Annotated in this window: 14 protein-coding genes and 1 tRNA gene; 7 read left to right on the forward strand and 8 right to left on the reverse strand. The window is 54.7% G+C overall.

The genetic code is table 11. From position 1 onward, the window contains the following. Positions 1-3: 3 nt before the first annotated feature. The 3 genes from GJA01_RS10695 to GJA01_RS10705 all read right to left on the reverse strand — a co-directional run bounded on the left by GJA01_RS10695 (position 4) and on the right by GJA01_RS10705 (position 2592). On the reverse strand, positions 4-429 hold the full coding sequence (locus GJA01_RS10695; protein WP_062503196.1) for a cupin domain-containing protein: 426 nt from the start codon (positions 427-429) through the stop codon (positions 4-6). Continuing rightward, the gene (locus GJA01_RS10700; RefSeq protein WP_062503198.1) at positions 426-1052 is read right to left on the reverse strand and encodes a cupin domain-containing protein; all 627 of its coding nucleotides are present in this window, start codon (positions 1050-1052) and stop codon (positions 426-428) included. Before GJA01_RS10700 ends, GJA01_RS10695 begins: the two co-directional genes overlap by 4 nt. 85 nt (positions 1053-1137) lie before the next feature. Next, positions 1138-2592: a SulP family inorganic anion transporter gene (locus GJA01_RS10705; protein ID WP_062503200.1), complete on the reverse strand. Its 1455-nt coding sequence runs from the start codon at positions 2590-2592 to the stop codon at positions 1138-1140. A 186-nt stretch (positions 2593-2778) separates the two neighbouring features. Here GJA01_RS10705 and GJA01_RS10710 point away from each other — a divergent pair, with 186 nt between their 5' ends. From GJA01_RS10710 to GJA01_RS10720, 3 genes are all read left to right on the forward strand, one after another. After that, on the forward strand, positions 2779-3642 hold the full coding sequence (locus GJA01_RS10710) for an SDR family oxidoreductase (RefSeq protein ID WP_062503202.1): 864 nt from the start codon (positions 2779-2781) through the stop codon (positions 3640-3642). Positions 3643-3720: 78 nt separating this feature from the next. Beyond that, a tRNA-His gene (locus tag GJA01_RS10715) sits at positions 3721-3796 on the forward strand. 728 nt (positions 3797-4524) lie between these two features. Further along, complete coding sequence (locus GJA01_RS10720; protein WP_062503204.1) at positions 4525-4776, forward strand: hypothetical protein; 252 nt, start codon at positions 4525-4527, stop codon at positions 4774-4776. A 30-nt stretch (positions 4777-4806) separates the two neighbouring features. Here GJA01_RS10720 and GJA01_RS10725 read toward each other — a convergent pair whose 3' ends face one another. The 3 genes from GJA01_RS10725 to GJA01_RS10735 all read right to left on the reverse strand — a co-directional run bounded on the left by GJA01_RS10725 (position 4807) and on the right by GJA01_RS10735 (position 8150). Continuing rightward, positions 4807-5739: a DMT family transporter gene (locus tag GJA01_RS10725; protein ID WP_062503206.1), complete on the reverse strand. Its 933-nt coding sequence runs from the start codon at positions 5737-5739 to the stop codon at positions 4807-4809. Between the two features lie 99 nt (positions 5740-5838). Beyond that, a complete protein-coding gene (locus GJA01_RS10730) occupies positions 5839-6738 on the reverse strand; it encodes an SDR family oxidoreductase (protein ID WP_062503208.1) in 900 nt (299 codons plus the stop codon). After that, positions 6735-8150 (reverse strand): hypothetical protein, encoded by a 1416-nt coding sequence (locus GJA01_RS10735; RefSeq protein WP_062503209.1) that lies wholly within the window; start codon positions 8148-8150, stop codon positions 6735-6737. Before GJA01_RS10735 ends, GJA01_RS10730 begins: the two co-directional genes overlap by 4 nt. A 326-nt stretch (positions 8151-8476) precedes the next feature. Here GJA01_RS10735 and rplM point away from each other — a divergent pair, with 326 nt between their 5' ends. From rplM to GJA01_RS10755, 4 genes are all read left to right on the forward strand, one after another. Next, on the forward strand, positions 8477-8950 hold the full coding sequence (rplM, locus tag GJA01_RS10740) for a 50S ribosomal protein L13 (protein WP_010502300.1): 474 nt from the start codon (positions 8477-8479) through the stop codon (positions 8948-8950). A 9-nt stretch (positions 8951-8959) separates the two neighbouring features. Further along, positions 8960-9451 (forward strand): 30S ribosomal protein S9, encoded by a 492-nt coding sequence (rpsI, locus tag GJA01_RS10745; RefSeq protein WP_010502298.1) that lies wholly within the window; start codon positions 8960-8962, stop codon positions 9449-9451. 189 nt (positions 9452-9640) lie between these two features. Then, complete coding sequence (locus GJA01_RS10750; protein ID WP_062503238.1) at positions 9641-10720, forward strand: branched-chain amino acid aminotransferase; 1080 nt, start codon at positions 9641-9643, stop codon at positions 10718-10720. 231 nt (positions 10721-10951) lie between these two features. Next, positions 10952-12373, forward strand: coding sequence for a mannose-1-phosphate guanylyltransferase/mannose-6-phosphate isomerase (locus GJA01_RS10755; RefSeq protein WP_062023347.1), 1422 nt, complete (start codon positions 10952-10954; stop codon positions 12371-12373). 12 nt (positions 12374-12385) lie between these two features. Here the strand turns inward: GJA01_RS10755 and GJA01_RS10760 are convergent, their stop codons facing one another. After that, entirely contained in the window at positions 12386-12973 is a 588-nt protein-coding gene (locus GJA01_RS10760) for a nucleotidyltransferase family protein (protein WP_062503211.1), read from the reverse strand. Then, on the reverse strand, positions 12973-13941 hold the full coding sequence (locus GJA01_RS10765; protein WP_062503213.1) for an XdhC family protein: 969 nt from the start codon (positions 13939-13941) through the stop codon (positions 12973-12975). The genes GJA01_RS10760 and GJA01_RS10765 overlap by 1 nt, the downstream gene beginning before the upstream one ends. Between the last annotated feature and the right edge of the window lie 5 nt (positions 13942-13946).

A 13946-nucleotide genomic window follows, 5' to 3' on the forward strand; every position in this document is an offset into this window, starting at 1 on the left:
AAATTAGTGGCGCTGGGTTTGTACATAATCATTGGCTGTAAAAGGCGGAGCAGAAATTGCGTAAAAGGTGAGGGATGAGTCTTCTGCCGCTGCGATATGGTGTCTGAGGCGTGGGCTGATACGAACAATATCTCCGGCCTGAACAGAGGATTTATCGTCTCCAAGCCAGACCATCCCTTTGCCTGAGTGGATGAGATAAATCTCTTCAGAAGCTTTATTGTAGCTCTCGGGGTAGGCGGTTCCAGGGGCTAGAGTGAACAGGGCAATGCTTTGATGGGTCGACAGCAGAACTGAACCGATCCCTACAAATTCCTGTAATGTGCTTCCTGGTGCTGGATACATGGCAGGAACATGTTCGGGGTGCACGACCTGTGCCGCAGCAAGGCCGGGTGCAAACAGAAGCGTAAAAATGCCGTATCTGAGACTCATTGGGGCTGGTCTTTCGTGCGGGTCAAGGCCGTAATCTGTTTGCGGAATGCGGGATAACGCTGACTGAGGATCTTGCGTTCGCCAAGCCTAAAATCTTCTTGAATAAAGCCAGGCGCCATTGTGGTTCCAACAAAGGACCAGCCTGCTGGTCCTACGGGAGAAGAACCCTGCCAGACATTCTCCGGGACAACATAGGCAGGATGATCGTGGTCCAGAACGACGTTTTCTGCGATGCCATCTGGATGCAGGAGAAGGAGATGAACGGGGTCGCCGGAATAGAAATGCCAGATCTCGGCGGTCTTGAGTTTGTGAAGCGCAGAAAAATCCTGCCGCGTCTCGACAAAAAGAATTGCTGTTGAGAGAGGGTGCGCAATGCCGTCATAGCGGTCTGGGAGAGCTGACCCCGGAATGATTTCGGTTGCTCGCTGGAGTTGCGCAAACCATCCCCCTTCCGCGGGGATACGCTGCATCTTGTAGTGTTTGATAAGCGCCTGAGCCGCAGCAGGAATTGGAGTTGTCGCACTCGATGAGGTCAGGGCAACCGGACGTGCTGTTGCGGCGGGAAGAAAACCTGCGACAAGCAGGCCGCCGCACAGAAGGCAGGCATTCAGAAAGCGTAGCATCCGGAAGGAGTATCCTTTGGCGGTCGCGGGGCCAGTCTTTTGTACCCCGCTTCCGGTAGAGATGCGATGGGGCCTGCCAGTAGAATTACATCGCGAGCAGGGCGTTGTCAGACTGCGACGCAATGATGCTGTGCTGGTCCTGCTTCAGACCCATCACTTCTACGGTTCGCTCATGGTTGCGTAGTTTCTCTAGGGTCTTTTCGAGGACCTGAACAGACGTCACATCCCAGAAGCGGGCATGGGACAGATCCAGAATAACAGTGTCTGCATCTGTCAGATAATCGACGGCTTCATAGAGGCCATCGGCTGACGCAAAGAAAACCTGTCCCGCGACTGTATAGATTTCCGTCGAGCCATCGCGATGGGTACTGATGGTCAGGAGTGCTGCGGCTCTCCATGCGAAAAAGACGCCTGATAGCAGGACGCCAGCCAGAACGCCTGCTGCGAGGTCATGTGTCAGGACGACAACAACAACTGTGATCAACATGATCAATGTTGAGAGTTTTGGCTGGCGAACCATGTCACGCAGACTGGACCATGAGAACGTACTGATGGACACCATGATCATGATGGCGACGAGCGCGGCCATAGGTACCTGGCCGACCCAGTGATGCAGCAGGACCATCAGGGCTAAAAGAAACGCACCGGCAGTGAAGGTCGAAAGACGTCCGCGGCCACCATAGCGCAGATTGCCGACGGTCTGACCGATCATGCCGCAACCTGCAATGCCGCCAAAAGCGCCAACGAGAATGTTGGAAATTCCGAGCCCTGTGCATTCCATGCGCTGGTTGCCGTGCGTATCTGTCAGATCGTCGACGACTGAAGCGGTCATCATGGATTCAAGCAGTCCAACCGCTGCCATGGCGACAGCATAAGGCAAAACGATCGACACGGTGGCCCAGTCGAAGCTGATATGGGGGAATGTCAGGTGAGGAAGGCCTGTTGGTAGCTCGCCAAGATCTGACACCGTATGAACCGGCATCGGATGCAGCATGGTGATGGCTGTCAGCAGGACGATACAGATCAGGGGAGAGGGAATGGCATCCGAGATTTTCGGAAGCAGATAAATAACGACCAGTCCCAGAGCAATAAGGGCGTATGTTTCCCAGCTCACACCGAGCATCTGCGGCACCTGCGCGGAGAAAATCATGATGGCCAGCGCATTGACGAAGCCTGTGCGGACTTCGGCTGAGACAAAGCGCATGACGGTTTGCAGCCTAAGTAAGCCAAAAGCAATTTGCAGGGCTCCTGCGATCAGGGTCGCGAGGATCATGGCCTGTACGCCATGAGCATGGACGAGGGGAGCCGCAACCAGAGCAACCGAGCCCGCGGCTCCGGAGATCATGCCAGGTCTGCCTCCAAAAATCGAGATCGATATCGAAATGACGAAAGAGGCGAAGAGGGAAACAGCCGGGGAGACCCCTGCGATATAAGAGAAGGCAATAACTTCTGGAATGAGGGCAAACGTGCCGACCATGCCAGCCAGAACCTCACGCAGCGGGTTTTCACCCCACTGACGGCGGTAGAGAGCGGGTGTCATGTCAGTCCTTTAAGGATGCAAGGTCAAAAGGGTTGCGACGTATTCGGGCCCGGCGCGGCAATGAGACATTCAGTGTAACGCGACTTGCTTTCTGAATGAAGCGTTTCTGCCAGAAAATGGCAGGTTGTGATTGAACACTCCGTGTTGCCAGGACGTTGGCGTTTCACTGACTATGAGGAGCGTTCTATGAGTGACTATCCGAAACCCCCGTTCGACACGCCTTTGCAAGACCGTATTCCCGGTCAGACGTCCGAGATGACGCCAAAGCCTGATCACGGAGAGCAGAGCTACGTCGGTAGTGGGAAGCTGCGCGGGAAGGTTGCCATTATTACAGGCGGCGATTCTGGAATTGGTCGTGCGGTCGCTATTGCGTTTGCTCGTGAAGGGGCTGATGTCGCGCTGTCATTTCTGCCGGAAGAAACAGAAGATGCCCGGGAAACAGCACTTTGGATTGAAAAAGCGGGGCGTAAAGCGTTGCTTCTGCCGGGGGACATCAAAGAGCGTTTTGTTTGTAAGGAAATCGTGGACAAGACTGTCGCCGAGTTTGGCGAGGTCAATGTGTTGGTCAATAATGCTGCGTTTCAGATTGAGCGGGACTCTTTGGACGAAGTCAGTGAAGATGAGTGGGATCTGACGTTCGATACTAGTTCGGGGGCTGTCTTCCGGTTGTCCCGTCTTGTCGTTCCGCATATGCCATCGGGTGGCGCGCTGATCCACACGGTCTCGGTCAATGCTGATCGGCCCAAGCCGAAGCTGCTTGCCTATTCAGCGACTAAAAGTGCCATTTTGAATTTCAGTGGTGGACTGGCAGAACTTCTGGCTGAAAAGGGTATTCGGTCCAATACGGTTGCCCCGGGTCCGATCTGGACACCTTTGATCCCGGCGACAATGGATGGCGAGCATGTTCGGAACTTTGGTGCGGATAGTCCCATGAAGCGTCCTGGCCAGCCAGCAGAACTAGCTGCAGCTTACGTTTTTCTGGCCAGTGATGAGGCAAGTTATGTCTCAGGGGCGAATATAGCTGTGACTGGTGGTGTGCCTGTGATCTGAACTGAAAAATTTGTAGAAAAATTTGAGAAAGGGCTAGACGCCTGCTTCGGCTTTCTCTAAAGAACGCATCGCTGTGTGGCGGATGTAGCTCAGTCGGTAGAGCGCCGGTTTGTGGTACCGGTTGTCGCGGGTTCGATCCCCGTCATTCGCCCCAGCATTCTTTTCCAAAATAAAATCAATGAGTTAGTTCTTCAGAGTTTTTCTGGACTCTAACGCTGCGTTACACGTTCACCGTTACACCTTTTGGATCACTCCGAGGGTGTTTGAAGACGTGTACCAGCTGCTTCTGAGGCGTCAAAGTTACGTTGTTAGGTCCACAATCCGAAGGATCGCTGGGCAGACGTTGGGACAGTTCAAGGCTCTTCCAGTGGCTTGTGCAGGGAAGATATGCGGACGCTGGGCACAAGAGGCAGTCGTGAAGCTGTTAGGTGTCGGGATGTGGCTCCGTTCACAGGTTCAAGTTCTTTGAGAGATGGAGCGGTACCTTTTAGAAGGTGGTTGGAAGCTTTCTTGGGCACAGGTCAACACTGGTATTTTCGAGTTTCCATCTATGGCTTCTTGGTTTTTGCGAAATGCGTCTTCGAGAAGATTGCAAGTCGTCAGATATAAAGTGCGTCGTTAGGCACCTGGCGACCCTTTGAGGGCTTCTCCTGTCACGAGGGTATAGGGAGCTGGATGAGCAGGTTGCGGATTGCCTGACCTCGCGGACGAAGTCACTGAAGGCTCTTGGTTGAAGTAAGAACCTGCAACAGTACAAGCTCAAAACGCTAAAGCGTTGTTTGGAAATGCATTTACAAGCTCCGGAAAGAAGCGAAAATTCTTGATGAAATTATATCGAAATTGTAACGTTTAGGATGGGAAGTTCAGGAACGGAGCATTGTTATGGAAAGACCGTGGTTCGCAGCGAAACGATATGGCTACGGGACCGGGCGCGCCATTACCTGGGAGGGGCGCGTCACGATTATCGTGTCCATGGGAATTATTGTTTTGACTAATCTGTTCATGATGTGGGCCAAGAGTATCCCGATCATGGTTCTTTCCTGCGTTATTGATCTTGTGACCGTTATTGTGCTGCTTTGGATCTGTTCTGTGAAAACAGAAGGCGGGTGGAAATGGCGCTGGGGCGATGATTAGGCGAACGCTCTTTTTGCTCTGCCAAGGGTTTTATGGCTTCGTCGGATGTGGTTCAGGCGTATGATGGCGGCGCCAGTGCTCTTCCAGGGCCATACGTTCGTAGCGCAGCTTTTGCCGGATCCAGTGCAGCATTCCAGAGAGCGTGACGACAACAATTCCTACAAAAGTCCAGCTATCCAGCGGTTGATGAAAGAGCACATAGCTGAAGGCTACGGCCCAGAGCATCTGGCTATACTGGGGTAGGGCCACGCGATTGGCGGGAGCGAGTGCCGTTGCCATCATCATGAAAAGTTGGCCCAAAGCTGCCAGAAAACCGTATCCGAACAGAAGCGCCCAGGTTGCAAGGCCATGTGGCCAGCTGGCGTGTGTCAGCATCAGAAGTCCATCGCCTACCAAGGGGCCGAAAAGACTTGATCCGAACAGGGAAAGTCGGGCGCTGTTATTACCCGCCAGTCGGTAGGCAATGACGCTGGTAGCATTGGCTGCGGCTGCAATAACGGCGCATAAATGGCCAAGATGAAAAGCCCGGACGCCGGGGCGCAGCACAATCAGAACGCCCAGAAATCCAACTGCGACGGAAAGCCATGTCCAGCCTGAGACTTTTTCTTTGAGAAGCCCAACAGAAATCAGGGTGACGAAGAACGGCATCAGGAACATGAGTGCCAGGGCTTCAGGCATTGGCAGAAGCATGAAGGCCATGACGCTGGCTGCTGTTGAAACAAAAGTGGAAACCGCGCGCAGCAGCCACATGGATGGCCGGTCAGTTGCAAAAATGTCGGAATAGGGTTCGTGAGGTTTCCGAATGAAGGGGAGGATGAGAAATCCCAGCACACCTCCAGAAAAAGCCACTTCAAAAGGATCGAGGTGTCCTGCCAGTCCTTTGGAGCAGGCATCGCTGATTGAGAAGAGCGCAAAGCCGACAAAGGACAGCATCATGCCCGATGATAGAAACGTTGCTTTCATGTGAGGTGTCCCCCTTTTCGGGCGTGGCCCAGGTGGGGACTATGAAAACCTCATGGGTCAAACCGTCAATGTTTCAGAAGATGAAAAGCTCTGTTCTGCTCAGGTCAGGTGTGCAGGAGGTTCTGATAAAAGCTTCTGCAAGCCGGCCTCAAGCGGTATTGGATCGATGCCAAGTCGTGTCCGCATGGGAGTGATGTCGAAATTCTTGTCTTCCAGTAGTCGGCGGACTTCCTCGGGAGCCACTTTTGGCAGTTTCGGGAGGTGTCGCGTCACATGAGATGCTGCCACCAGAAACCATCCGGGTAACGGGATGATCGGGCGACCTCCGAGACCTGAGAAATACAGGATCATCCGTACGAATGTTCGGTATGAAACGGCATTCGGTCCAGCGATAACGAGGCTCTCTGGTTCACTGACTTTCCCCTCAAGAAGCAGGTTGATTGCCACAATGATGCTCCTGGTGACGTCCTGCTGATTGATGGGCTGAACCAGTGAGCGGCCGCCGCCTGGTAAGGGAATGACCGGCAGCCGTTCCAGAAGAAGAGCTAGGCGCTGCACGTTGTCTTCGCCTTGGGCGCCGTAAATCATGGTTGGATGCAGCAGAATGGAAGGACGTCCATCCGTTTGTAATGCAGCTTCCCCAGCCAGTACGCCTCGGCCATGATCATCGAGCCAGCGGGTAAACTTGCGTGTACTGCCCAGAGCAACGATGGGGGCGTTCGTTGCGGCAAGAATGGCGGGTAGATGTCTTGCATGTGCTGTGTTGACGACAACCGCTGCATTTTCGAGCGCGACCGGCAGTGCAACAGGGTCAGTCAGGTCTGCTTGGCGAACCGCGATGCAAGCTTCTGCAAGGTCAGGGGCCAGTTTGCCACGATTACGGACAACGGCAATGACCTGATGTCCGCTTTTAATCAGTGCCCGACAAAGAGCTGCACCGGAGCGGCCACTGGCTCCGATAACGCAGATTTTCGCTATTGAGCTGGATGGCAGGGTCATTGAGCAGTGACCGTCAAGGCTTCAGGGGAGAGAAGGGACAGAGCGCCAACAGGTGTCGAAGCCAGCGTAGAAAGGGCGGTGAGAGCCATTGGAGGCTTGGGGGCAAAGACGATGGAGAGCGTCCGGTTGTTGGGATTGGCGACGTAGTTGGGGAGGGCGGCGAGAGAAGGGTAGGGTGAGAGCGCCATTTCCAGCCCCTGCGCCATAACTGTTTTGGCCTGATCCTGTTCGGTGCCGTTCAGCGGGCGGCCCGCGTTGAGGGATGAGAGAAGCTGTATCAGGCGATCACCATGGATGGTCAGGGTTGTCTGAACCAGTCGAACCGCATCCTGAAGGGGCTGGGACGAAGAGAGTTTGAGTTGCTGATCGGATGGCCCTGTCAGATCCATGGTGAAATGAAGCTGCGCCAAGTCTGGGACTGCCAGAAGGGCTTGTGCATGGATTGCACCGGTTTCGGCTACGCGCTCCTGTGTATAAGTCAATGTGGAGTGGAGGCCATCGATATGAACCGGTGTTTTCGCTTGAGTGGAATGGAAATGGAATCCCTGACCTTCGAAAGTACTGTTGTCCCTGCCGTTTTTCCTTGTCCCCTTCCCGGTCAGCGTATCCAGTCTGAAAGATCGGTCTGAAGAAATGATCTGGGCATTGGAGAGTTTGAGGCTCTCAACGGGCGGAATGGCATAGGATAAGGCGGTATTGCCTGTTTGCTGGGCCGCGACCCAGGCAGAAAATTCAGGCTGTTTGATTTTGAAATCCCGAAGCGACATTTGCAGGGAGATCATGTGCGAGGTTCGGTCTGCCTGAAGTGTCGTGCGAGACACAATTCCCATGACATTCTGAATGGTAACAGTTGCCGTCTGATCTGGCCCATACCCTTCGATCTGAATGCTGTCACTGGTCAGGCTGTTGAAATGTGTTCCGTTCGGTTGAAGGACTTGTGAGAGATTCTGGACAGACAGATGATCGACGGTCCCGCGATCCAGTGTGATGTGGCCGAAATTCACAGCCTCAAGGCCGCTTTTCCCGGCGGTAGGGGGCGGTGTGACAAGATGTGTCATGTGAGCGCTGTGAGCGCGAATGATGCTGTTGGGGGTCTGAAAAGTGGGATCTTCCATGTCCAGATGAGACAGGATCAGGCCGCCATCAGGAGTCGGAATGGGATGACCGAGACGCATGGTATGAGCCCGGAACGTCAGATTTCCATTCTGTAGAACAACATCTGTCAGGAGTGCGCCACGAGCCAGGATCGCAGGGCGAGCAGAGGCGTAAGTCAAGGTGGCGCCAGCAGGGAGGGCGGCACGAAACCGCGAAATTCCGCGGTCTAGCGCGACGGTGGCGGCATGATTGATGCCAATGGCGCTCATTCCTGCGATGACCGCGAGCAGGCTCGCTGTGAGCCAGGGGCGTTTCACGTTCTTTGATCCCGTTTTTCGTCAGCACAGGGACCGGACGTCATGGTCCCAAAAGGTGGCCGCACGATACCACTCCAGACGTCAGGGGCAAATCAGGGTTAGAAAAAATGTGGTATCATAATACCTCATTGATAAAAATGGCGGGAAACTGCGCCGAATCATCCATCATGATTCGAAAAGATGACTTGACGGAAAGGCGCAGGACCGCAATAAGGCCGCACCTGATCCGCTTTCAGGGGCAATGGTCTTCCTTCGGGACAAGCCATCGCTGCTGGGAGCGCCATCCACGGCGCGGTTCTGCCGCGCCCCAAGCTGGAATGTCACTGATGAAGACCACACGTTCGCTGAAGCCGGCGGAGGTGACGAAGAACTGGGTGCTGATCGACGCCGAAGGGCTCGTTCTCGGCCGTCTCGCCACCATCATCGCTACCCGTCTCCGCGGCAAGCACAAGCCACAGTTCACCCCGCACGTCGACTGCGGTGACAACATTGTTGTCATCAACGCAGAAAAGGTCGTGCTGACGGGTAACAAGGTTGGCCAGAAGCTGTTCCATTACCACACGGGTCATCCGGGTGGCATCAAGGAGCGCACCATCACGCAGCGTCTCACGGGCAAGAACCCGGGTCACGTTGTCGAGAAGGCTGTCGAGCGCATGATCACACGTGGTCCGCTGCAGCGCGCTCAGATGAAGCACCTTTATGTTTACGCTGGTTCCGAGCACCCGCATGACGGCCAGAAGCCTGTCAAGCTGGACGTGGCTGCCCTGAACCGCAAGAACACCATCTCACACGAGTCGTAAGGCCTGACCATGTCCGAGACCCAAGAGCGCACCGGCACGCTGCAGGACCTTGCGAGCGTTGCTCCTGCAGTTGCCACCAATGCCGCCCCGGTTCACGAAGTAAAGCGTGATGCACAGGGCCGTTCCTACGCAACCGGTCGTCGTAAGGACGCCGTGGCCCGCGTATGGATCAAGCCTGGCAAGGGCGACATCATCGTCAACGGCCGGCCGGTCACGACGTATTTTGCCCGTCCGGTTCTGCGTATGCTCCTCACGCAGCCGTTCCTGATCGCTGATCGTTACAACCAGTTCGACGTGTATTGCACGGTTGCTGGTGGCGGTCTGTCCGGTCAGGCTGGTGCAGTTCGTCACGGTATCTCCCGTGCACTGACGCATTACGAGCCGAGCCTGCGTGGCATTCTGAAGGCTGCTGGCTTCCTGACGCGTGACAGCCGTATTGTCGAGCGTAAGAAGTACGGCCGTGCGAAGGCACGTCGTTCCTTCCAGTTCTCGAAGCGCTGATTTTTCAGCTTTTCGAAGCTTCGGAGAAACCCCGGTCATTTTGTGGCCGGGGTTTTTTCACATCTGGAGACTGAATTTAGTGTCTAAAAATACCTCGTTTCAGAAATAATATTTCCCTATCGCCACTCCGGAACTCCTGTGGCAGAGTGCCCGCACGTTTATCAGACCAGCTTGCGGAAGTTCTTTTCCATGACGACCTTTACCATTGAAAAAACCGATACGCCCACCGATCCCGCTCGCCGTGCGGAACTGCTGGCCAACCCTGCGTTCGGTCGTGTCTTCACCGATCACATGGCGGTCATTCGCTATACTGAAGAAAGAGGCTGGCATGATGCCAAGGTGACGGCACGTCGCCCGCTTAGTATCGACCCGGCTTCTACGGTGCTGCATTATGGTCAGGAAATCTTCGAGGGCATGAAAGCCTATCGGGAAGCTGATGGGCATGTGGCGACCTTCCGTCCGCAGGCCAATGCATCGCGCTTTGCTGCATCCGCAAAACGAATGGGCATGGCTGTTCTGCCGGAAGATCTGTTCATTCAGGCTGTGGATGAACTGGTTCGTGTGGATCAGGATTGGGTCCCCTCTGGCGATGGGCAAAGCCTCTACCTGCGCCCATTCATGATTTCGAATGAAGTCTTCCTCGGTGTGAAGCCCGCGACGGAATATCTGTTCATTGTCATTGCCTGTCCGGTCGGTGCGTATTTCAGTTCCGGTTGTGTGTCTGTCTGGGTCTCCGAATTCTACACGCGCGCTGCGATTGGCGGTACGGGCGAAGCCAAGTGTGGTGGTAATTATGCCGGTAGTCTGGTGGCTCAGGCTGAAGCCAAGGAAAAGGGCTGCGATCAGGTTCTGTTTCTTGATGCCCGTGAGCGTCGCTTTGTCGAGGAAATGGGTGGCATGAACGTCATGTTCGTCCGAAATGACGGCAAGATTGTTACGCCTCCGCTGGGTGGCACTATTCTTCGTGGCATTACCCGGGACAGTCTGATCAAGCTTGCTTCGGACCACGGCATTGAAGTTCTTCAGGAGCCAGTGGAAATTGATGAACTGTTCGCTGGAGCGGCGTCTGGAAAGTATACGGAGGCATTTGCCTGCGGGACGGCCGCAGTCCTGTCGCCTATTGGCAAGCTGATCCGTCCTTCAGGGGAAGCGGTTTTCGGTGATGGCAAGACGCCAGGCCCTGTTGCGATGAAGCTCAAAACGCTTCTGACTGATATTCAGGGGGGGCGGACAAACGATGTGCATGGTTGGGTGCATCGTATCGTCTAAGGGGTAGCAAGATCCTGCTTTTGGCGAGGTTTTAACTTGAGGGGCCGGGCATGTCGCGGAATGTGACAGAGTTTGCCCGGCTCTTTTCGCTTCGTATTTCTGCACAGATCCGACTTGCCTTGCGTAAGTGTAAGCTGGCACATCCTACCGATACTTTGTGACCACAAGACCCGGAAATGGTTTCGACGTTCCCGTGAAATCCTTTCGTGCGGTTGAAAGAATATCTGCTCTATGGTTCAGCATGTCGTCCCGGTAATCCTGTCAGGTGGATCAGGAAGCCGTCTCTGGCCTGTTTCGCGCAAGAGCTATCCCAAGCAGTTCTGGCCTCTTTTGAATGAAAAAACACTCATTCAGGAAACTGCGCTACGGGGGCAGGGCGCTGGTTTTTCAGACCCGATTATTATCTGTAATTCAGAACACCGTTTTATCGTGGCTGAACAGTTGCGGGATGCTGGAATCCAGAAAAGCCGGATCGTTCTGGAGCCTGTCGGGCGGAACTCTGCACCTGCTATTGCAGCGGCAGCCTTCATGGTTGCGGAGCAGGACCCGGAAGCGATCCTCTGGATCATGGCAGCCGATGCGGCGATTACGGATGAAGGCGCGCTGCGTGGTGCGCTTGTAAAAGCGATTGATGCAGCAGAGAGCGGGCGGATTGTCACATTTGGCATGACGCCGACGCGACCCGAAACCGGTTACGGTTATATTGAAGTCGGTGCTGAACTGAAAACTGTTCGGGGGGTCTACGATGTTTCCCGGTTTGTTGAGAAGCCAGATGCCGAGAAGGCTCTTACGCTTTGCAGCTCCGAGAAGTATCTCTGGAATTCTGGTATGTTTGTCGTGAAGGCCCGTGTCTTTCTCCAGGAGACCGAGCGCTACGAGCCGCGCATTTATGAAGCCGTTGGTCAGGCAGTTCGCAGCCGTCACACGGACATGGATTTCGAGCGACTTGAAGAAAAGAGCTTCGCTGCGGCACCGGATATCTCGGTTGATTACGCGATTGCTGAACGGACTGAACTTGCAGCTGTTGTGCCGGGTAGTTTCGGATGGTCTGACATTGGAAGCTGGGATGCGCTCTGGGATCTGAGTATCAAGGACGCAGATGGTAATGCGGCTATTGGTGATGTCTTTCTGGACGGGGCAAAGAACTGCTACGTTCGATCTGACGGAATTGTCGCTACAGTGACGGGTGTCGAGAATCTGATCGTGGTTGTTACGCCGGATGCGGTCATGGTCTCACATCGGGACCGGGCACAGGACATCAAGCACATGGTGTCCCGTCTGACGCAGGCCGGGCGTAAGGAAGCGACCTCTCATAACCGCTGTTATCGTCCGTGGGGTTTCTACGAAAGTCTCATTCAGGCGGATCGTTTTCAGGTCAAACGGATTGTGGTGGAGTCCGGAGCGAAGCTTTCCCTTCAGAAACATTTTCATCGGGCAGAGCATTGGGTTGTTGTCGGTGGCACGGCGCTTGTGACCCGTGATGATGATCTGGTTCTGGTACGGGAAAACGAGAGCGTTTATTTGCCTCTTGGGTGCGTTCACCGTCTGGAAAATCCTGGGAAAATTCCGTTGACGCTGATTGAGGTGCAGTCTGGCCCGTATCTTGGGGAAGACGATATTGTGCGTATCGAGGACGTCTACGCCCGGAGCTGAGTGGTCTTGCGATCAGGTAGGTTGGTCTATCCAGCCCGCTCTGATCGCTTCTGTCAGTTGCTCGGGTGTATCGAGATCGTCCAGAAGTTCTGGAGCAGTTATTTTCAAAGGGGGATTGTTCTTCCAGAGATCCCGAAACCCCTTGTCTCCCTGAAGTTCTGATGCTTTTGCAAGTGTGTCCGCCGTCAGGCGTACAGGAATACCCAATGCGCCTGGCCGATATTGTGAGACGATATTATTGCGTGCGTCATTCGCAAGCAGTTGCTTCAGGTGTACAAGCGTCAGGCACGGCTGATCTGTTCCTGCGATCAGGACAGGCTCGGGGTGTCCTCGCAATGCTTGCGCTGCCACTTGAAGGGAACTGGCGAGGCCGGTTTCCCAATCTGGATTGCGGCAGATGTCTATAGGTAGATCAGTGAGTGTCGTTTCAACAGCTTCAGCGCTTCCGCCAGTGACAATGATCAGACGATTGGGGCGGGTCTGTAGCAGTAGATCAGCGATATAGCGCACAAGCGGCACGCGGTGTTTGAGAAGCAGTTGTTTGGGTTGCCCAAGGCGTCTGCTGCCGCCTGCGGCCAGAAGAACGGCATTATGAGACATCACGACGGTCGATATGCTGTGACTTGAGAGAGAATGGACAGGGCAATTTCCATCGGGTTGCGAGCATTGATGTCCAGACCAGCAGGTAAGTGAAGTTTTTCAAGAGTGTCAGTCGCAATGCCCGCAGCTTTGAGAGTGGCAAGGCGGCCAGCTATTTTGCGGCGGCTTCCGAGAATACCGACGCAGAAAGCATCGGAGTTCAGAGCGTTGGTGGCAATGGTCAGATCGGTATGGGCATCGTGGGTCAGAGTATAAACGGCTGTCCAGCGATCAAGGGTGAGATCGGAGAGAGCCTCTGTCAGGCGTCTGCGATCATAATGCTCTGCATCGACCATGCTGGGAGGGACGGCGGGTCCCAGCGGACGGAGCAGGACAGTCTCGATATTGAACTGTGGGGCCAGTTTCAGAAGTGCAAGCGTAACGGGGTCTCCCCCGGCTACGACAATCCTCAGTGGTGGGGAATAATGCCGCACAAATATTTTTCCCTCTTCGGATAAGGGCTGGGTGTGCGCGAAATGCATTATTCCTGTTTGCAGGTCCGTTACGAGGGCGATGGCCTGACGGCCAGCGCGGGCGTTCCGTAAGGCTTCGACATGCGTTGCCAAGTTTGCAATTGGCCGCACAAAAATACTGATCCGTCCTCCGCAGGTGAGTTGGATATCCAGCACAGGACTGCCTGCGCCATAATCCAGAAGGCGAGGGATACGGTCTTGCAGGCATTGCAGGGCTTCGGCCGCAACTGCGGCTTCAACACAGCCCCCAGAAACATATCCCTGAACGTCTCCGCTGCTGGAGATGGCCATTTCACTGCCGAGGGGGCGGGGTGAAGATCCGGTAATGGACACGAGTGTGGCGAGGGCAGCCTGCTTGCCCTGTGCAAGCCATGTTTCCAGTATGGGAAGGAGATCATCTGTCAGGCCGTATTCCGGCCATTGGGGAAGGGGTGCAAGCCTGTCCGGCCCCATCATGAAAT

Source organism: Gluconobacter japonicus (assembly GCF_002723975.1).
GTDB lineage: Bacteria > Pseudomonadota > Alphaproteobacteria > Acetobacterales > Acetobacteraceae > Gluconobacter > Gluconobacter japonicus.

Bases quoted from the DNA above. Each gene is read 5' to 3' on its own strand.
- GJA01_RS10695 (WP_062503196.1), bottom strand. From the start codon at position 429: ATGAGTCTCAGATACGGCATTTTTACGCTTCTGTTTGCACCCGGCCTT.
- GJA01_RS10700 (WP_062503198.1), bottom strand. From the start codon at position 1,052: ATGCTACGCTTTCTGAATGCCTGCCTTCTGTGCGGCGGCCTGCTTGTC.
- GJA01_RS10705 (WP_062503200.1), bottom strand. From the start codon at position 2,592: ATGACACCCGCTCTCTACCGCCGTCAGTGGGGTGAAAACCCGCTGCGT.
- GJA01_RS10710 (WP_062503202.1), top strand. From the start codon at position 2,779: ATGAGTGACTATCCGAAACCCCCGTTCGACACGCCTTTGCAAGACCGT.
- GJA01_RS10720 (WP_062503204.1), top strand. From the start codon at position 4,525: ATGGAAAGACCGTGGTTCGCAGCGAAACGATATGGCTACGGGACCGGG.
- GJA01_RS10725 (WP_062503206.1), bottom strand. From the start codon at position 5,739: ATGAAAGCAACGTTTCTATCATCGGGCATGATGCTGTCCTTTGTCGGC.
- GJA01_RS10730 (WP_062503208.1), bottom strand. From the start codon at position 6,738: ATGACCCTGCCATCCAGCTCAATAGCGAAAATCTGCGTTATCGGAGCC.
- rplM (WP_010502300.1), top strand. From the start codon at position 8,477: ATGAAGACCACACGTTCGCTGAAGCCGGCGGAGGTGACGAAGAACTGG.
- rpsI (WP_010502298.1), top strand. From the start codon at position 8,960: ATGTCCGAGACCCAAGAGCGCACCGGCACGCTGCAGGACCTTGCGAGC.
- GJA01_RS10750 (WP_062503238.1), top strand. From the start codon at position 9,641: ATGACGACCTTTACCATTGAAAAAACCGATACGCCCACCGATCCCGCT.
- GJA01_RS10755 (WP_062023347.1), top strand. From the start codon at position 10,952: ATGGTTCAGCATGTCGTCCCGGTAATCCTGTCAGGTGGATCAGGAAGC.
- GJA01_RS10760 (WP_062503211.1), bottom strand. From the start codon at position 12,973: ATGTCTCATAATGCCGTTCTTCTGGCCGCAGGCGGCAGCAGACGCCTT.
- GJA01_RS10765 (WP_062503213.1), bottom strand. From the start codon at position 13,941: ATGATGGGGCCGGACAGGCTTGCACCCCTTCCCCAATGGCCGGAATAC.